This window comes from Corynebacterium sputi DSM 45148 (assembly GCF_000427865.1).
GTDB lineage: Bacteria > Actinomycetota > Actinomycetes > Mycobacteriales > Mycobacteriaceae > Corynebacterium > Corynebacterium sputi.
This window is the reverse complement of sequence record NZ_ATYV01000002.1, coordinates 206,792-224,074: the sequence shown is the minus strand read 5'-3', so window position 1 is coordinate 224,074 and position 17,283 is coordinate 206,792. Positions and strand designations below refer to the sequence as shown.

Genomic DNA, 17,283 nt, shown 5'->3' with positions numbered 1-17,283 from the left:
GCAGTCGATGTCTAGGCGGGGCAACTGTTTGGATAATTCGCCGATGGAGTGCTTTTTCGGCCATCTGAAGCAGGAGATGTTCGTCGGCCGGGACTTCAGCAGCATTGATCAGCTGGCGCTGGAGATTGATCAGTACATGCGTTGGTACAACTACCAGCGGATTCAAGAAAAGCTCGGCGCAATGTCACCGGTGGAGTACCGACAAAGCATTGCGTGGAGGTTCGACTCAGTATCGTGTTAACTACGTCTCTTTAACTTTTGGGGTTCAGTTCACTACACTGGCGACCCGCACCACGGCATGGGCGATGGGGAAGTGGCGCTTACTGCAATGGAGGGGTCGTTGCGGACGACCTTCCGACTCACCGCCTGCAAGCCCGGTGATCCCTCGACTCCCTCCGTGGCGTTCAACTATCCATTCGGAGAGACCGAAGAAGCCTGGATTCCTATTGGCCTGTCCGACCCCGATGGGCTGAAGAACGGTGACATTCGAGACCTCAACGTCGCGATGAGGCGGGCAGTAGTGAACGCACTGGACTTCCTTGAAAAGGATCTCGGTATCGAGCGAGCCGTTGCCTACGCCTACCTTTCAGCAGCGTCGGACTTCGCGCTCTCGCAGGTCGTAGACATTACTACCGGAGTACACGCACTCATTTACAAGGACGGGCTGCCGAGTCTCGGTTCGTGAGGCCACTGGCGTAGTGACGAGACAGACCCCTCTTGGTGCACCCCGCCTCTGGAGTCCTAGCGCTTGCGTTTTCCCAGTTCGCGAATTCCCAGATTCCTCCAGTGGCAGTGTCTGCCGCCATAACTATCTCGGATATGTGAATTTGGGCCGGTGCCGGAGGCCCGCGCCGGAGCAGAGGTCTACGGGCCAGACCGCACTAAGATTGACCGACATGACCGCAGATGGCACCGGGCAGGACCGCAAACACCTCGGGGGACAGCAGGGGCGTGAATTGCTGGCGCGGGTGGAATCGGATGCGGAGAGTATCGCCGCCCGGATCGCTGATGAACTTCTGGCCACGATCCCGGGGTATGAAGGCGTGAACGTGGAAGCGTTGACCGCGTCTGCCAAGCGGAACTTCGCGATGAGCATCCGGACCATCCAGGCCGGACGTGAGCCGGAACCCGAGGACGTCCCCGAAGCCGATGAACTGGCCTATGAACGTCTGGAGCAGGGAGTTCCTCTGGGAAGCTTGCTCAGCGGATTCCGCCGCAGCATGGCAGAGATCATGCGCAGTATGGTCGCGCTTTCCTATGAGTACCGGGTGTCTCCAGAGCTGATGCTGGAGTGGTCGACGTTGCTGTGGTCCCTCGGTGACGTCTTCGCCACCCGTGCGACGGCGGTGTACCGAGACCGTGAGATTGATGTCGCGATTGCTGATTCGGCTCGTCGATCGGAGTGGATTGGGCGTACGGTTGCTGGTCGTTCCAGCACTGCCGAACTCCTGTGGGGCGCTGCGATGTACGACGTGCCGAGCGAGGTTCCAATCAGTGTCCTAGCCGCAGCAGCCGGGGCCGAGACTGGTTCGGAGCCGGAGGCTCGACTGCAGGACTGGGCCAGGCGCAGCGGGGTAAGGGTTCTATCGACGGTCCAGTCCAACGCGGTGGTCGGCATAGTTGTTGGTGAACCGGATCTTGATATCAGTGGTCCTGGCTTCACTGTCGGTCTGGGAGGCCCGGCTCCGTTAGGTGACCTTCGTGAGGCATTCGCGGAGGCGTCCCTAGTCCTGAGAGCAGCGGAAAGCCTCGGAATTCGAAAGGTGGTGGACGCGGAGTGCTTGTCCTGGCGGCTCGCGTTGCACCGGAGCCCGGAAACGACCGAACTCCTTCGGAGCCGTTATCTTGATCCACTGCGGGAGAGTGGACCTTTCGCTCAAGAATTGGTTGAGTCCGTCCGGGCCTACTTGAGCAACCGAATGAACTCTCCAGCGGCTGCGAGGAGTATTCCGGTGCACGTCAACACCCTGCGGTACCGATTGCGACGGTTTGAGGAACTCACCGGCGCCGACCTAGGAGACGTGGAATCTCTCGTTGAGGTCTCATGGGTATTGGCAGATCGATCGGTGTACCCACGCAAGTAGTTAACGCAGTTCAGCGGGCGGTAGTTGTGTCCCCGTACAAAAATATGCCTCCAGGCTTGCTCACGCGGATGTAGTCTGAGTCACATATCGAGGTGCATTCTGTGGCAAGTCGCCGCAGAAGGCAGGTCGGAAGCACAGCGTTGTGCCCGGTGGTCCTGCGGTGCGTTCACCGTCCGCCAGACCCCGCTAGGAGGTGCCAGTGGTTCTCGGAATCATCGGTATTGTGCTTTCCCTTGTCCTGTTGATCACGCTTGCGTACCGGGGAGTGCCAATCCTCATCGCGGCGCCGATCGCGTCCGTGGTCGCTCTGATCTTCTCCGGAGCACCAATTCTTCCGGCGTACACAGAGATCTTCATGCCAGCGATGGCGGGATTCGTCGGGAACTTCTTCCCGGTGTTCCTTACCGGCGCGATCTTCGGCATCCTCATGACAGTGACGGGGTACGCCCGGTCCATCGCCTACACCGTGACGTCATTGATCGGTGCGAAGGCTGCGATCGCCGCAACCGTCATTACTGCGGCCTTGATGACTTACGGCGGCATCAGCCTGTTCGTTGTCGCATTCGTCATATACCCGCTGGCACGTGAGCTCTTCCGCGCCGCGGACATCCCGCGCCGACTCATCCCGGCCACGATCGCCCTCGGTGTCTTTACCTTCACGATGACGGCGCTGCCGGGCACCCCGCAGGTGCAGAACATCATTCCGGGTCAGTTCTTCGGCACCGGATCGTTTGCCGCCCCTGTCGTCGGCATTATCGGATCGGTCATCATTCTCGCCTTCGGCATGACCTGGCTGGAGTACCGGTCGCGGAAGCTGCGAGCCTCAGGTGAGCACTTCTCCAGCGAGCAGAGCAGCGGAGGCGCCGCCGGTAAGGAAGGCGATTCCTCGGCCGCAGCCACGTACAACCTGCCGGAACCGAAGAACCAGATCATTCCGTTCCTCCCCGCTCCTGATGGTCTTCGCCGTCAACTTTGCCTGCACCTTGATCATCTTCCCGGCAATGGACTGGGGCTTCTTGTCGGAGGAAATCTACGACGGCATCACGCTGGAGTCCCGCGCCGCGCTATGGGCGGTTCTGACCGTGATCACCTCGGCGATCCTGCTGATCTTCGCCATTAACTTCCGCCACTTCAAGGAGCTCTTCAGGGCCACTGGTGAGGGGCGCAAAGAACTCGATGTACCCGATCTTCTCCACGGCCTCTGAGGTCGGTTACGGAGCTGTTGTGGCATCGGTTGCAGCATTCGCACTGGTTCGTGACTCGGTGATCAACATGGGTGCGAACGCTGCGATCACCTCGATCTTGTCGGTGTCCTTCACCGCGGGACTTACGGGCTCGTCGTCCGGCGGCATGACGATCGCACTGAACGCATTGGGGGACCAGCTCCGAGACATGGCAGTGGAAGACGGCATCAGCCTTGAAGTGATGCACCGACTCACTGCGATGGCTGCAGGTGGTCTGGATACGCTGCCGCACTCCGGAGCCGTTGTCACGCTCCTCATTGTCTGTGGTCTGACACACCGACAGTCCTACAAGGACCTCGCTGTCATCACCATCGGCGGACCCGTGCTGGCGGCAACGATCCTCGCGGCCGCCGTCTCCATGGGAATCATCAACTAATCCATCGAAAGGAACAGCCAATGTCTGAATCAGGACTCACCATCTCCCTCGCCGGCCGCAGGGCACTAGTTACCGGAGGAGCCTCCGGAATCGGCGCAGCCTGCGCACGTGCATTCGCCCTGGCTGGAGCACACGTCACCGTCTGTGACCTCAACGAAGATGCTGCCAAAGCACTGGCCTCCGAAATCGGCGGCGACTACTGGGCAGTTGACCTCTCGGACACCGAAGCCTTGGACGATCTAAGCCTGGACGTGGACATCCTCGTCAACAATGCCGGAATCCAGCGCGTCGCACCGATCCACGAGTACGACCCCAGCACCTGGCGACTGATCAACCGACTGATGCTGGAGTCACCGTTCCTGCTGATTCGGGCGGCCTTGCCTGGTATGTACGAGCGTGGCTTCGGGCGCATCATCAACATCTCCTCGGTGCACGGTCTGCGCGCCAGCGCATACAAGTCGGCGTACGTCTCGGCGAAGCACGGACTCGAAGGTCTGTCCAAGGTCACCGCGCTCGAAGGCGCTGAGCATGGGGTCACCTCCAACTGCATCAATCCGTCGTATGTACGCACTGCACTGGTCGAGAAGCAGATCGCGGACCAGGCGGCGACCCACGGCATTGCTCCGGACGAGGTCGTGGAAAAGATCATGCTCACCGAGTCCGCGATCAAGCGTCTCGGCGAACCTGAAGATGTCGCCTCTTTTGCAACGTGGATGGCCGATGACCTCGCCGGCATGGTGACCGGCGCCTCCTACACCGTCGATGGCGGCTGGACCGCGAGCTAACGGACTCCCGCCCCAGGACGAACAGAAAGGAAGAACATGACGAAAGTTCTGGACAACACCCGCGAGAAGCTACTCAGTGAACTCCGCGACGGCATGACCTTGGCAGTTGGAGGTTTTGGGCTGTGCGGAATTCCCGCCACTCTCATCGAGATCGTCCAAGAGTCCGGCGTTAAGGACCTGACGGTGGTCTCCAACAACCTCGGCATCGATGGGGTAGGACTTGGCCGCCTGCTGGAGAAGGATCAAATCTCTCGAGTGCTCGCCAGCTACATCGGAGAGAACAAACTCTTCATGAAGAAATACCTCGGCGGTGAGATCGACGTTGAGCTGGTGCCACAGGGAACCCTGGCCGAGCGGATGAACGCCGGCGGCTCCGGTATCGCGGCGTTCTATACCCAGACCGGTGTTGGAACCGAAGTCGCCGAAGGCAAGCCGACGGCTGAATTCGATGGGCAGACCTATGTGCAAGAACGAGCAATCCTCGCGGACATCTCCCTGGTGCATGCACACACGGCAGACGTCGACGGCAACCTCCGGTACCGACTGACCGCACGGAACTTCAACCCCGTCGCAGCCCAGTGCGGAACCGTCACCTTCGCAGAGGCAGAGAACATCGTCGCCCCCGGCGAGCTGCATCCCGACGATGTCCACACCCCTGGTGTGTTCGTCCATCACCTGGCCCAGGCAGAGATCCCGAATCAGATCGAACTCCTGGTGACCCGCCCCCGCCCCACCGAGCAGACGCAGGAGCAGTAGCCATGACCTGGACACGAGATGAAATGGCAGCCATCGCCGCTAGCGAGCTGAAGGACGGGGACTACGTCAACCTCGGCATTGGAATCCCGACCCTGATCGCCAACAACCTCCCTGAGGGAGTCAACGTCATCCTCCAGAGCGAGAACGGCGTACTCGGTATGGGACAGAGCCCTTATGAGGGCGACGAAGACGCCGATCTGATCAACGCAGGTAAACAAACGATCACCCTGCGGCCGGGCGCGGTGATCTTTGATTCGGCGACGTCGTTCGGCATGATCCGTGCCGGCAAGATGAAAGCGGCTTTCCTTGGGGCGATGGAGGTCTCCGGTACTGGAGACCTGGCCAACTGGAAAATCCCCGGAAAGCTCGTCAAGGGCATGGGAGGGGCGATGGATCTGGTCGCCGGAGCGCGCCGAGTCGTTGTTCTGACTGACCACAATGCCAAGGACGGCTCGCCCAAGATCGTTGAAGAGTGCAGTTTGCCGCTGACGGGCGTCGGCGTGGTTAACCGGATCGTCACCGAGCTGGCGGTATTCGATGTCGTCGAACGCAAGCTCGTCCTACGCCGAATTACCCCGGGGGCAAGCGTGGAGGAGATCCGCGAAAGAACCGGCACGTCCTTCACCGTGGAGCTGGAGAACCCCGATTCCGGGGATCATCCGGCGACGGACGCCTGACCGCTATGGCCGACGAACGGAAAGTCACTGTGTTCGGTGCCGGGATCATGGGCTCGGAGATCGCGGACGTGCTGGCAGAAGCCGGTCACCAGGTGACCTTGTGCGATCCGCATATTGACGTCGCGTCACTGGAGGTGGCCTCTCGGCCGAATGTCTCCGTGGCCACGGACATCGGCGAGGCAGCGGAGGGGAGTTCGCTTCTCGTCGAAGCGATCGTGGAGGACCTCTCGGCGAAGAGCGCTCTGTTCGCTCAGATCCAGAAGTTCGATGGCACGACCCCCATCGCATCGAACACCTCCATCTTCAGCCCCACGGAGTTGGCGAACCTTCTGCATAACCCGAGCCGACTGTTGATCACGCACTTTTTCAATCCCGCGGCAACAGTTCCGTTGGTAGAGGTAACCGGCTCACCTTTCACCTCCGCGGAGGCCATCGCCGAGGTGACGGAGCTTCTGGAAGACGCAAGCAAGGTCGTCGTGCCTCTGAAAAAAGAGACCCCGGGGTTGATCGCCAACCGGTTGCAGGCGGCGTTGATCCGGGAAGCGTTGTCGCTGGTCCGTGAGGGGATAGCGACGGAAGTGAACATCGATGCAGCCGTCACCAACAGCATTGGACCTCGGTGGGCGGTGGCAGGACCGTTCGAGATCATGGACCATGGAGGCCTGGACACCTGGCGTGCGGTGTGCACCCGACTCTTCCCAGAGCTGAGCGTGGACACCGAACCACCGGCGGAAATTGTCACACTGGTCGAAGAAGGCCGGTTGGGCGCCAAGTCAGGGAGTGGGTTCTACAACCACACTCTCGATAGCAGAACAGAAGCCCTGGACAGGCTCCGGCAGTCGTTTCAGGCGCGCCGGGCCGTGGTGGGAGAACACACAGCAGACAAGGACCAGAACTGATGAAGACCGAAAATCCGACTGTCATCGTTGCCGGAGCACGTACCCCTGTCGGGCGGCTGATGGGTTCTCTCAGCGGCTTGTCCGCTGCGGAATTGGGCGGTCTCGCGATCTCCGGTGCACTGGATAAAGCTGGTGTGTCACCCACGGACGTGGACCACGTGATTATGGGGCAGGTGCTAACTGCCGGTGCCGGCCAGCTCCCGGCACGGCAGGCTGCTGATGCGGCGTCAATTCCGATGAGTGTGCCAGCACTGACCATCAACAAAGTGTGTCTGTCGGGCATTAACTCCGTCATGCTCGCGGATCAGATGATCCGCTGTGGAGACGCTCGAATCGTCGTCGCCGGAGGCCAGGAGTCGATGTCCCAGGGCCCGCACTTGCTTCCGGGCATGCGTCCGGGCGTGAAGTACGGGGATTCAGCTGTGGTCGACCATGTCGCCTATGACGGGCTTTACGACGTTTTCACCAACCGTTCCATGGGCGAACTCACCGACCGGGCTAACACCGGCGATGCTTTCGTCTCTCGCGAGGACCAGGATGAGTTCGCCGCGCAGTCCCATCAGCGTGCAGCTGCGGCCTGGGACAACGGCGTGTTCGACAATGAGGTCGTTCGCGTTCCGGTTCTTGGGCGGAAGGGAGACGCGTCCTACGTCGAAACCGATGAGGGCATCCGCCCGGACACTACGGCTGATTCCCTCAGCCGACTTCGCCCGGTCTTCTCCGCCGACGGCACGATCACCGCAGGCTCGGCCTCGCAGGTCTCCGATGGCGCAGCAGCCATGGTGTTGATGCCCCGGACCGTGGCTCGGGAACTGGGTCTGACGTGGATCGCGGAGATCCGCTCCGCGGCCTCTGTCGCCGGGCCTGACTCGACCCTGCAGGACCAGCCGGCCAATGCCATCACAGCTGCATGTGATGACCTGGGTATCGAGGCAACGGATCTGGACCTGATCGAGATTAACGAGGCTTTCGCGGCTGTCGGAGTCAATGCTTCCCGACGACTGGGAGTCTCGGCTGATCGGGTCAACGTCAACGGCGGCGCCGTCTCCATCGGCCATCCCCTCGGAATGTCCGGAGCCAGGATCCTCTTGCACTTGGCACTGGAGTTGCAGCGACGCGGTGGTGGTACCGGCGCGGCTGGCATCTGCGGTGGTACTGGCCAGGGCGATGCCGTGGTGATCACCGCTCCGAGCAACTGACACGGACCACCTCGTGGTGGGCCGCTTGTGTAGCTCACTACGATGGGGCGACATGACCGCAGACGGCCACGAACATCGCACCCACGCCCGCCCGCCCATAGATGAACTTCTGCAGGCAGTGGCGGCCTCCGCGGACGGCGCCGTCGATGGCGAGGCCGCCTCAGCGGTGGGCGTGGACCTGGTCCATATCCCTGATTTTGAGGCGCTTTTGGACACTCCCGGCACCAGTTTTGCGCGACGCGTGTTCACGGTAGGGGAGCACTCCAGTGCCCGGCGCAGGGGACTGACAGGCTCCGCTCTCGCTCGTCATTTTGCGGGCAGATGGGCCGCGAAAGAGGCGATCATTAAAGCCTGGTCGCAGGGAGTTATGGGCGCACCGCCGCTGATTTCTCCGGAAGAAGTTGAGTGGCGGGATATCGACATTCTGTCGGACAGTTGGGGTCGTCTCAGCGTCCGGCTGGGGGGTCGGGTGAATGAGGAGATGGGGGCGTCGTTAAGCATTGCGGTGCCCGAGCAGCACCTACGCGTCAACATCAGCCACGACGGCGACTACGCCGTCGCCGTCGCCGTGCTGAACTTCTAGTCCGAGGAGCCCATCTTCCGTCCCACGACGATGCCGACGCCGAGCAGCGCGGCACCGAAGATGGCTCCAATTCCTCCGGCGAGAACCGGGTTCATGGTGGAGGCTTCAGAGACCTGAGCAGTCATGATCTCCTCGTCGGCTGAGCCTGGAGTGGAGCCGGTTGCCGAAGCGCTTCCAGATGCCGTGCTCTCACCTTCGCTCGCACCGTCCTGAGACGGAGTAGACCCCGGCACGGAGATGTCCGTGGCCGTGTCTTGGCTGCGATCAGAGGAGCCGTGCGCGGCGAAAGTGTAGACGGCGCATTGATTCTCAAGGCAGTTGGCGACGTCTGAGAGCGTCGGGACGCTCAAGGTGGTGGAGAAGGAACCATCGCTGCTGATCTCGGAGGTGCGGACGAAGTTGACCACGCTGTAGACATCGGCGTTGGTCGTGGAATAACGGTCCTTTTCCGCCACACCCACGTACACGCCATTGCCGCTGGTCTTGAATCCGGAGCCGCTGATTGTGATCGAGGTGGTGCCGGATTTGGCCAGATCTGTGGTGGACAGAGAGACCGACGCGGTGCCGGTCGATGTATCAGACTCGCTTCCCGACGCCCTGTTCGAGGCCCCTCCACCTGACATTCCGGACCCACCCGATGTTGCTGCTGCCGGGATAAATGCGTCGCTGTCGTTCTGCACACCACCGGCGAAACTCACGGGGGTGGCCGTGTCCTGGCTGCGGTCGGAGGAGCCGTGCGCAGCGAAGGTGTAGACGGCGCAGTTGTTCTCCCAACAGTTCGCGTTGCCGAACTTTGCAGTGACCGGGAGGCTGATGGAGAAGGAACCGTCGGAATTGAGGTTTCCGCGGCTGGTGGAAACCCACGCCGTATCCGGGTCAAAAGAATCCGAATCGGTTGTGGTGAACTGGTCCTGCTGAGCGATACCCACGTAGATGCCGTTGCCTGAGGTGGAGAAGCCGCTTCCGCTGACGGTGATCGTGTCACCGTCAGGGTTCAGCCCGGTGGACGAGCTGAGCTTTACCGAAGCTGCTCCGTTGGAGGATCCTGCCCCCTGGGTGTGACCAGCACTCTGAGAGCCGGCCGCTGCTGCGGAATTGGTCGAGTAAGTGGAGGCAGAGCTACTGCCGGCCGCGAAATTTATGGGAACCCAAGCGTCTTGGCTGCGGTCGGTGAGTTTCGGGAAAGCGGTGAAGGACGCGATGTAGCACTGCGTACTGGCGCAGTCGACATCCCCGAATGAGGTGTTGACCGGCAGCTCAGTGGAGAAGGAGCCGCTGTCGTCGGCAGTGACCTTCACGGCGTCCGCATATGTCGTCGGGTAGCCGGAAGATGGCTTCTCGATGGTCTGAGTGACGTAGATATTTTCGTTCGCTGTGTACCCAGTGCCGGTGATGGAGATGACCTCCCCGTCGGCGATGTCGTCGCTCTTCGAGAGCTCCAGCTTCGGCTCACCCATGGTGGTGCCGGAGATTCCGCTGAGGCTGGGGATCTCAACGGTGCCGAGCCCACTAAACCCATTCAACCCGTCCAGAGGTGAGGCAGTGGCGGCGGGAACCGCAAACACCGCTCCGGCGGTACCGATGAGAGCGGCGGCCGCTCCGGTCGCGGCACCCCGACGCAGGCGGGATGGGAACTGAGAAGGCATGCGAACTCCGTTACTGATGCAATTATCAACTGAGGCGAAGCTACACTAACAGTTCCATTAAGGGAAAGCTCAGGAACTAACCTGGGGTGTTCTTAATCGGTCTCCCGAATCTCACGGGCGGAGGCGACATCATCGACCACCTTGACGATGTGTCGAAGTGACGTGATCAAAGCTCCGTACACCGGCCAATCCATGGAGTCGATATCCGTGTTGTCACTGGTGTGACGCGCGAGCTGGTCGAGCCTGTCGCTGAGTGACTCCACCTCGGCATCGGGATCGGCGACCGCCTTACCGACATCCTCTGCCAGCTCCGACCATTCCTCGGTAAATCCTTTGTCCCAGTCGAAGTCCTGGTCGTAGGACGAGCGCAGAGTCCGCGCGAGGTTACGCAGGTGGGAAATGCTCTCGTCAGTGCGGTGCAGAATCTCTTCCCAGGACGGGTCGGATGTCTGCCGCATGCGCCGGTAGATGAGATTTCGGGGGTTCGCCTTGCGGCTTTCTCTAGCGAAGGAGACTTCCGACCACGCAGAATCGAGTTCCTGTGAGATAGCCCCAGTCTTATCGACCCAATCTGAGGCGTCGTCAGCATCCTCTTGCGGTGAGTTGAAATACGCTCCCATGTCTTGCAGGAGGTTTCCGATCCTGCGATTGACACTGTCCACGTACCGACCCGCCTGGCGATCCCTGAGCGGGGGGAGGATGAGGAGGTTCACCACCACACCGATTGCAACACCGATGAGTAGCTCGAAGATGCGCTCGGAGAACTGTTGCTGCTCCTCCGAAAAGCCATCGCTGAGGATGAAGACCGACATGGTCGCCACCGTCATGCCTTCGTCTCGGATCCACTTAACTCGGGAGATCAGCAACCCAATGGCCAGCGCAAGGGCGTAGCTCCACAAGGAGACTCCGAGGAACTCACCGACGACGAATGCCACCGCGATGCCAAGTAGGGACGCGAGCGTGGCTTGTGTGGCTCGGGAGAGGGTGCGGTAGGCCGTGGCGTGCACTGTCATCAGTGCCATCCACGGGGCGAGGAACGGGAACTCGGCGTCGAAGATCGCCGTGGATACCCACCATGCGGCGGCGGCCGCGATGACCATTTTCACCAACTGGGTCAGAGTCGTCCACGACTCCGGGCTGTGCCAGCGGTTAGTGATCGCCTCAGGAATCTTTGGCATGTCGGCCCGGGCCTGGATTGTCCGGGTTCATGTCCTCGACACCGCTGCCGAGGCTTCCGGCCACTGTCAGCAGGTATGACACCAGCATTCTCTTGACCTCCTGAACTGTCAGGTCGTAATGGGAAAGTGCGAAAGGGCCCACGTCCGTCGGAGAGATCGATTCGGGGCCCGGATTCTGCACACTGTAGTTCAGTAGCGAGAAGGTGGTGTGCACCAGTAGGCCGGCAATGAAATGCCGAATTTCCGGGGACTGTCCCGGAGTTAGCGGACGGAGAATCTCTGAAATCGCGTCCAGCAGTTCACGTTCTGTGTCGGCGGCGGTCGCACGGGTCGCAGGTGTGGACTGCACGGCAAGCCAGACAGCTCGACGCGACACATCGTTGGACCACAAGTCAGCGATGTGGTCGATGAACTCGGAGAGGAACTCCGGCCATTCCAGTGCGGGGATGAAGTTCGCGAACCGATGAATCTCTCGGACAACGGCTGCTGAATCAGCGCGGTCGAGCTCACAGATCATCACGTACTTGTTCGCGAAGAACTGATACAGCGTCCCGATAGGGACCTCAGCGCGGCGCGCGACCTCATCAAACGTGAACGACTCAAAGCCGACGTCGACCAACACCGAGCGGGCAGCTGCGAGGATTCGGGCGTAGCGCTCGCGAGAACGCTGCTGTGCCGGACGGCGACGCGGGACGAGAATCTCGGGGAGGTTCACATCCGCATCGGGGGCCGAATCGTCGGCCCCACCGGTAGTGCCCTCTCCCTTGGTGTCACTCACTGTCGATGTCGCGGAGGACCCGGTCAACGTGACCCTTGGCCCTGACGTTGTACCAGGCGTTCTCCACGGTGCCGTCCGTGCCAACCAAGATGGTGGAGCGGATCACGCCCTGCACGATCTTGCCGTAGTTCTTCTTCTCACCGAAGGCACCGTAGGCAGACATGGTGTCCTTCTCCGGGTCGGAGAGGAGTGTGAAGTTCAGGTCGTGATCCTCACGAAACTTAACGAGCTTTTCCGGCTTGTCTGGAGAAATGCCGACCACGTCGATGTCCACGCCGTTGAACCTGGCCACGTTGTCTCGGAAGTCGCAGGACTCAGTAGTGCAGCCAGGGGTGTTTGCGCGGGGGTAGAAGTAAAGGAGAACCTTCCGTCCGGAGAAGTCGGACAAGGACACCGTCGACCCGTCGTCGGCGGTCAGGGTGAAGGCGGGGGCAGTATCTCCCGGTTCCAGGCGCGGCGTGGGATTCGTCGATTCGGAGTTCTCGGTCATGATTCCAGATCGTAGCGACCAAAACGGGTCATTGGGGCACCTTCGCCCCCGGCGTTGGTGTTAGTCTCGTCAGAAATAGCACGTACCTCGACAGTAGGGGAGTCCCCGTGGCCCGCAGCATCGACGCGATTCAGCGCGATATTGAAAAGAACCGTAATCAGCTCGCCCAGACCCTGGATGAGCTCGCTGATCGCACGAATCCGAAGACGCTCGCTGATGATGCGAAGTCTCAGATTCTCGAGAAGCTGAATGACCCGCAGGTGAAGGCTGCTATTGGTGTCGCCGTCGCTGGCGTCGTCGGTTTGATCGGATTCTCGATCGCACGTGGCCGTCGCCGGAAGAAGGAGATCGAGCGGGTCCGTGACCTGCTCCTTAACGTGTAGTCAGCGTTAGCGGTACAGCGACTGTCACCCCGGTCCCTATTCAGGGACCGGGGTGTCGTCGTATCCGTTGTCTCCGAATCCTTTACGGCGTTGCAACAGGCCGGAATAATTGTGGACGCGAGTGCATGGCAGTTTCACAGAAGACCGTCACTAACCGAGGAGATCCCGTGATCATCGGAGTACCAACCGAAGTGAAGAACAACGAGTACCGGGTCGCGGCGACGCCGGCCGGGGTATCGGAGTTGGTCCACGCGGGCCATGAAGTGCTGGTTCAGTCAGGTGCGGGCCTTGGATCTGCGTTCAGCGATGAGGAGTACACCTCTGCCGGCGCTGCTCTCGTGGACCCTGCACAGGAGGTCTGGGAACGCGCCGCGATGATCATCAAGGTCAAGGAGCCGATAGCGCAGGAGTACCCATTGATGCGCCGCGGGCAGATCCTGTTCACGTATCTGCATCTGGCTGCGGACCGCGCTCTGACTGAGGCGCTTGTTCAGTCCGGCACCACGGCTATTGCCTACGAGACTGTTCAGCTTCCCGACGCATCCCTCCCTCTCCTCACCCCCATGTCCGAAGTAGCCGGTCGATTGTCCGCCCAGGTCGGGGCGCACCATCTCATGCGCACCAATGGGGGACGCGGACTACTGCTCGGCGGCGTTCCCGGCGCCGGACGTGGTCGGGTCGTAGTGATCGGGGGAGGGGTCGCCGGAGAACATGCCGCAGCGATGGCACTCGGACTTGGCGCTGAGGTGAGCATCATCGACATCAACCTGGCCCGGCTGCGCGAACTCGATGCCCGGTTCGATGGACGGGTGTCGACCCTGCGCAGTTCCCAGCACACCATCGCAAAGGCATTGAAGGAAGCTGACCTTGTCATCGGATCAGTACTGATCCCTGGTGCCTCTGCGCCGAAATTGGTGACGGACACCATGGTCTCTGAAATGAAGCCGGGTTCCGTGCTCGTGGATATCGCCATCGATCAGGGCGGATGTTTTGAGGGATCTCGCCCCACCACACACGATGACCCAACCTTCCGAGTTCACGACAGTATCTATTACTGCGTGGCGAACATGCCCGGGTCTGTGCCGCGCACATCTACGGTTTCCCTGACCAATGCCACGCTTCCGTATGTTGCGGCGATCGCAGGAAAAGGGTGGGAGCAGGCACTTGATTTAGATCCGTCGCTGGCCCTCGGGCTTAACGTCAATGACGGCCGCGTCGTCAATGCGGCCGTCGCTGAAGCCCACGGGATCTAGGCGAGTGAAGAGACAAAACGTGGTGGGCCCGCTGGTGCCGAGAGCGTAATCAGCAAGTGGGGCCCGCCTGAAATCAACGCGGTCGGAAGCAACGCCCTCTGCGCGTGCGCCGCGCACCCTGTAGTCGTTGCGTATCTGAGTTCGCTACGCGACAACCACAGGGGGTTCGAGCTACGTAGAAAGGGTCTCCCCGTGTGAGATGCCCGACCAGCACCCGCCGGGCGCAGTTCAGTTGGTGTTGTCGGATTGTTTTCCGACAATTCCTGGCTTCTAACACTTCTGGGGCACAAAGAACCCCAGGTGGTCAGTGAGTACTTTCACCGACTACCTGGGGTAGTTGTGCGCCATCAGGGACTCGAACCCCGAACCCGCTGATTAAGAGTCAGCTGCTCTACCAATTGAGCTAATGGCGCTTTTTGTCTGTGATCCGATTCCATGCGGCCTCGGCTCGTTCGCTCCAGTTCCTTGCGGTCCCTGTCGCGGCGACAGGAGATATATAACCAGAAGGCTGGATTCTTGTAAAATCGCTTGGTCAGCATCATTTTTCACTTGCCGTTCAGATCTGCTTTCACGGTGTCTCTCGATGAAATGTTGGGAAAGTCCCTGTGAATGTCAGGGGAGGGCTTCGGCGACGGTTGATTGTGTCGGGGTGGTGGTGGCCGGCGGTGTGGAGTTGGGCGTCGGGGAGCAGTCAGGGAAGTAAAGAATCAGGCGTCGAAACGTGCGCTCTGCGAACCGCTGGTGGCGGGGGTGCTGAGGGGGCTTACCTATTTATGTTCGTTGTAATATCTGGTGCTCAGGGGCGATGTACTTGTTGTGAAATCGTGACCGCATTGAAGTCATTTTGCACTCACGATTCGTTCGTCGAAGCAGTAAGTTGGTCGAAGAACGAACGATGTCCGTTGCGGGCGTGTACCTAGCTGTGCGCGCTCCGGGGAACCGGTGGTCGTGCCTTCACCCATGAATAATTAGTAAGTATCCGGAAAGTGATCATTTGATGGAATTGTCGTACTCATCCCGGCGACGTGGCCGTTTTGCGGCTGTTGTGGCGTCTCTCGGAATTGTTGCTCTGGGTCTCACTGCCTGCTCCGATAGCGGATCCAGCGCGAATGAGGCGGAAGGGGTTCAGCAGGCGGCAGAGGTCACGTACGGCTTCGAAGATGGTGCCACGGGTGTGTCTGTGACTGAGCCGGTCACCGTCAGCGTCGAGAACGGTGAGTTCTCCGAGGTTGAGATGACCAACGAAGATGGCAAGGTCATCGAGTCGAACATGTCGGAAGATGGAACGTCGTGGTCCTCGGCTGAACCGCTTGGTTACTCGCGCACCTACACGGTCACCGCTACCGCTGATGGCAACACCACGAGCCAGACCTTCACCACTGTCACCCCGGCCATCGAGGCCAACGTGTCGGTGTCGCCGCTTGACGGATCTGAGGTCGGCATTGGCCAGACCATCGCCGTCCGCTTCGGTGTGTCCGTTGATGACCGCGAGGCTGTCGAAGACGCCATCGAGATCACCACTGAGCCCTCTGTTGATGGCGCGTTCTACTGGCTCTCCAACTCGGAGGTCCGCTGGCGTCCGCAGGAGTACTGGGAGCCGGGTACCAAGGTTCAGGTGAAGACCAACACTTACGGCCTGGATCTGGGCAATGACTACTTCGGTGCTTCGGACCAGGAGTCGGACTTCACCATCGGTGACCGAGTCATCGCTCGCGTGGATGACAGCACCAAGACGATGTCCCTGGAGAAGAACGGCGAAGTCCTGCGCACCGTCCCGGTGTCGCTGGGCCGCTCTGAGTGGGCCACCCCGAATGGCACCTACATGGTGGGCGACCGTCACGAGAGCCTCGTGATGGACTCCTCGACCTTCGGTCTGACCGGCGCCGGTGCGTACCGCACCCCGGTGAACTACGCGACGCAGATGTCTTACTCCGGCATTTACATCCACGGAGCACCCTGGTCGGTGTGGGCACAGGGAAGCCAAAACACCTCCCATGGCTGCATCAATGTCACCGATGCTGACGCAAAGTGGTTCCAGGAGAACCTCAAGCGAGGAGACATCGTGACCGTGGAGAACACCGTCGGACCGGATCTGTCCGGTGTGGACGGACTCGGCGACTGGAACATCCCGTGGTCGACCTGGTCTGCAGGTAACGCGAACCCGAGCACCTAGTTCAGGCGCCGCCTACTCCCGGACACCACTGACCTCAGCCCAGGTCAGTGCGACCCGGACCATAATTGAAAGAGGCCGACCGCATCAGATGCGGTCGGCCTTTCTCATTTCTGCATGCTCAGCCGCCGAGGATTCCGCGTTCTCGGGACACCGCCACGGCCTCTGTTCGGGAGGTCACGTCCAATTTCGTGAAGATGTGCACCAGGTGGCTCTTGACCGTCGCCTCGGTCAGGACGAGCTGCGAGGCGATTTTTCGGTTCGAATGGCCTGCTGCGACCAGTTCCAGGACCTCAACCTCTCGAGCGGTCAACTCCACTGCAGGTTGGCTCAGCCGTCCCATCAATCGACCAGCGATCTTTTGGGAGAGGACCGTGCGGCCTCGGGAAGCATCGCGAACCCCGGCGATTAACTCATCGGGGCCGGAGTCTTTCAGCAAATACCCGACAGCCCCGGCAGAGACCGCCCCCAGGATGTCCGCGTCCGTCGAGTAGTTCGTGATGACTAGGACCTGCGGGGCCCCAGGCAGCGACCTGATCTTTTCCGTTGCGGTAACTCCGTCGGCGGCTCCGGCGGAGCCGGGGCCTTCGCCGAAGCGGAGGTCCATGAGGACGACGTCGGGAAGCGGGTCCGTGCCGGCCTCGGCGGTGCACTTGGCGACGGCATCGTCGGGATCGCCGACCTCAGCCAGCACCGTGATGTCCGGAGCGGACTCGAGGACTGCCCGCAGTCCGGCGCGGACGACGGGGTGGTCGTCGGCGATGATGACGTTGATGGTCAAT

General features: G+C 60.8%; 18 protein-coding genes, 1 tRNA gene and 1 pseudogene. 14 read left to right on the top strand and 6 right to left on the bottom strand.

Annotated elements, in window-relative coordinates; all coding sequences use genetic code 11:
* The 11 genes and pseudogenes from YWU_RS14655 to acpS form a co-directional block, all read left to right on the top strand.
* A partial coding sequence (locus tag YWU_RS14655; RefSeq protein ID WP_034646766.1) for an IS3 family transposase occupies positions 1-241 on the top strand: 241 nt, incomplete at its 5' end.
* Between the two features lie 21 nt (positions 242-262).
* Positions 263-685, top strand: a pseudogene (locus YWU_RS0102130) (acetamidase/formamidase family protein); the annotation flags it as partial.
* 211 nt (positions 686-896) lie between these two features.
* Entirely contained in the window at positions 897-2,084 is a 1,188-nt protein-coding gene (locus YWU_RS0102125; protein ID WP_034646763.1) for a PucR family transcriptional regulator, read from the top strand.
* Positions 2,085-2,283: 199 nt separating this feature from the next.
* A complete protein-coding gene (locus tag YWU_RS18525; RefSeq protein ID WP_240484030.1) occupies positions 2,284-3,204 on the top strand; it encodes a GntP family permease in 921 nt (306 codons plus the stop codon).
* Positions 3,205-3,239: 35 nt separating this feature from the next.
* The gene (locus tag YWU_RS18520; RefSeq protein WP_240484029.1) at positions 3,240-3,704 is read left to right on the top strand and encodes a hypothetical protein; all 465 of its coding nucleotides are present in this window, start codon (positions 3,240-3,242) and stop codon (positions 3,702-3,704) included.
* Positions 3,705-3,724: 20 nt separating this feature from the next.
* Entirely contained in the window at positions 3,725-4,489 is a 765-nt protein-coding gene (locus YWU_RS0102115) for a 3-hydroxybutyrate dehydrogenase (protein ID WP_027019170.1), read from the top strand.
* Positions 4,490-4,525: 36 nt separating this feature from the next.
* Positions 4,526-5,245 (top strand): CoA transferase subunit A, encoded by a 720-nt coding sequence (locus YWU_RS0102110; RefSeq protein WP_027019169.1) that lies wholly within the window; start codon positions 4,526-4,528, stop codon positions 5,243-5,245.
* A 2-nt stretch (positions 5,246-5,247) separates the two neighbouring features.
* On the top strand, positions 5,248-5,922 hold the full coding sequence (locus YWU_RS0102105; RefSeq protein ID WP_027019168.1) for a 3-oxoacid CoA-transferase subunit B: 675 nt from the start codon (positions 5,248-5,250) through the stop codon (positions 5,920-5,922).
* Between the two features lie 5 nt (positions 5,923-5,927).
* Positions 5,928-6,821: a 3-hydroxyacyl-CoA dehydrogenase family protein gene (locus YWU_RS14645; protein ID WP_051259905.1), complete on the top strand. Its 894-nt coding sequence runs from the start codon at positions 5,928-5,930 to the stop codon at positions 6,819-6,821.
* Positions 6,821-8,020, top strand: coding sequence for an acetyl-CoA C-acetyltransferase (locus YWU_RS0102095; RefSeq protein WP_027019167.1), 1,200 nt, complete (start codon positions 6,821-6,823; stop codon positions 8,018-8,020). Before YWU_RS14645 ends, YWU_RS0102095 begins: the two co-directional genes overlap by 1 nt.
* 52 nt (positions 8,021-8,072) lie before the next feature.
* Positions 8,073-8,603 (top strand): holo-ACP synthase AcpS, encoded by a 531-nt coding sequence (gene acpS, locus YWU_RS0102090; RefSeq protein ID WP_084141554.1) that lies wholly within the window; start codon positions 8,073-8,075, stop codon positions 8,601-8,603.
* Here the strand turns inward: acpS and YWU_RS17345 are convergent.
* From YWU_RS17345 to bcp, 4 genes are all read right to left on the bottom strand, one after another.
* The gene (locus YWU_RS17345) at positions 8,600-10,249 is read right to left on the bottom strand and encodes a neocarzinostatin apoprotein domain-containing protein (RefSeq protein ID WP_027019165.1); all 1,650 of its coding nucleotides are present in this window, start codon (positions 10,247-10,249) and stop codon (positions 8,600-8,602) included. The two genes, acpS and YWU_RS17345, sit on opposite strands and share 4 nt — an antisense overlap.
* A 92-nt stretch (positions 10,250-10,341) precedes the next feature.
* Complete coding sequence (locus YWU_RS0102080; RefSeq protein ID WP_027019164.1) at positions 10,342-11,427, bottom strand: FUSC family protein; 1,086 nt, start codon at positions 11,425-11,427, stop codon at positions 10,342-10,344.
* The gene (locus tag YWU_RS14635; RefSeq protein WP_156892678.1) at positions 11,411-12,142 is read right to left on the bottom strand and encodes a TetR/AcrR family transcriptional regulator; all 732 of its coding nucleotides are present in this window, start codon (positions 12,140-12,142) and stop codon (positions 11,411-11,413) included. The genes YWU_RS0102080 and YWU_RS14635 overlap by 17 nt, the downstream gene beginning before the upstream one ends.
* A 55-nt stretch (positions 12,143-12,197) precedes the next feature.
* Entirely contained in the window at positions 12,198-12,695 is a 498-nt protein-coding gene (bcp, locus tag YWU_RS0102070) for a thioredoxin-dependent thiol peroxidase (RefSeq protein WP_027019163.1), read from the bottom strand.
* Positions 12,696-12,802: 107 nt separating this feature from the next.
* Here bcp and YWU_RS0102065 point away from each other — a divergent pair, with 107 nt between their 5' ends.
* Both YWU_RS0102065 and ald read left to right on the top strand, forming a co-directional pair.
* Entirely contained in the window at positions 12,803-13,078 is a 276-nt protein-coding gene (locus YWU_RS0102065) for a DUF3618 domain-containing protein (RefSeq protein ID WP_027019162.1), read from the top strand.
* 167 nt (positions 13,079-13,245) lie between these two features.
* Entirely contained in the window at positions 13,246-14,331 is a 1,086-nt protein-coding gene (gene ald / locus YWU_RS0102060) for an alanine dehydrogenase (protein ID WP_027019161.1), read from the top strand.
* 340 nt (positions 14,332-14,671) lie between these two features.
* Here the strand turns inward: ald and YWU_RS0102055 are convergent.
* A tRNA-Lys gene (locus YWU_RS0102055) sits at positions 14,672-14,744 on the bottom strand.
* A 584-nt stretch (positions 14,745-15,328) separates the two neighbouring features.
* Between YWU_RS0102055 and YWU_RS0102050 the strand changes: the two genes are divergently transcribed.
* Positions 15,329-16,504, top strand: a complete 1,176-nt coding sequence (locus tag YWU_RS0102050; RefSeq protein WP_027019160.1) for a L,D-transpeptidase — start codon at positions 15,329-15,331, stop codon at positions 16,502-16,504.
* Positions 16,505-16,622: 118 nt separating this feature from the next.
* On the opposite strand, the gene YWU_RS0102045 is transcribed toward YWU_RS0102050, so the two are convergent.
* The gene (locus tag YWU_RS0102045; RefSeq protein ID WP_027019159.1) at positions 16,623-17,282 is read right to left on the bottom strand and encodes a LuxR C-terminal-related transcriptional regulator; all 660 of its coding nucleotides are present in this window, start codon (positions 17,280-17,282) and stop codon (positions 16,623-16,625) included.
* Between the last annotated feature and the right edge of the window lies 1 nt (position 17,283).

What these genes read in the sequence shown, in the direction of transcription:
- YWU_RS0102125 (WP_034646763.1), top strand. Translation starts at nt 897, where the DNA reads ATGACCGCAGATGGCACCGGGCAGGACCGCAAACACCTCGGGGGACAG.
- YWU_RS0102115 (WP_027019170.1), top strand. Translation starts at nt 3,725, where the DNA reads ATGTCTGAATCAGGACTCACCATCTCCCTCGCCGGCCGCAGGGCACTA.
- YWU_RS0102110 (WP_027019169.1), top strand. Translation starts at nt 4,526, where the DNA reads ATGACGAAAGTTCTGGACAACACCCGCGAGAAGCTACTCAGTGAACTC.
- YWU_RS0102105 (WP_027019168.1), top strand. Translation starts at nt 5,248, where the DNA reads ATGACCTGGACACGAGATGAAATGGCAGCCATCGCCGCTAGCGAGCTG.
- YWU_RS14645 (WP_051259905.1), top strand. Translation starts at nt 5,928, where the DNA reads ATGGCCGACGAACGGAAAGTCACTGTGTTCGGTGCCGGGATCATGGGC.
- YWU_RS0102095 (WP_027019167.1), top strand. Translation starts at nt 6,821, where the DNA reads ATGAAGACCGAAAATCCGACTGTCATCGTTGCCGGAGCACGTACCCCT.
- acpS (WP_084141554.1), top strand. Translation starts at nt 8,073, where the DNA reads ATGACCGCAGACGGCCACGAACATCGCACCCACGCCCGCCCGCCCATA.
- YWU_RS17345 (WP_027019165.1), bottom strand. Translation starts at nt 10,249, where the DNA reads ATGCCTTCTCAGTTCCCATCCCGCCTGCGTCGGGGTGCCGCGACCGGA.
- YWU_RS0102080 (WP_027019164.1), bottom strand. Translation starts at nt 11,427, where the DNA reads ATGCCAAAGATTCCTGAGGCGATCACTAACCGCTGGCACAGCCCGGAG.
- bcp (WP_027019163.1), bottom strand. Translation starts at nt 12,695, where the DNA reads ATGACCGAGAACTCCGAATCGACGAATCCCACGCCGCGCCTGGAACCG.
- YWU_RS0102050 (WP_027019160.1), top strand. Translation starts at nt 15,329, where the DNA reads ATGGAATTGTCGTACTCATCCCGGCGACGTGGCCGTTTTGCGGCTGTT.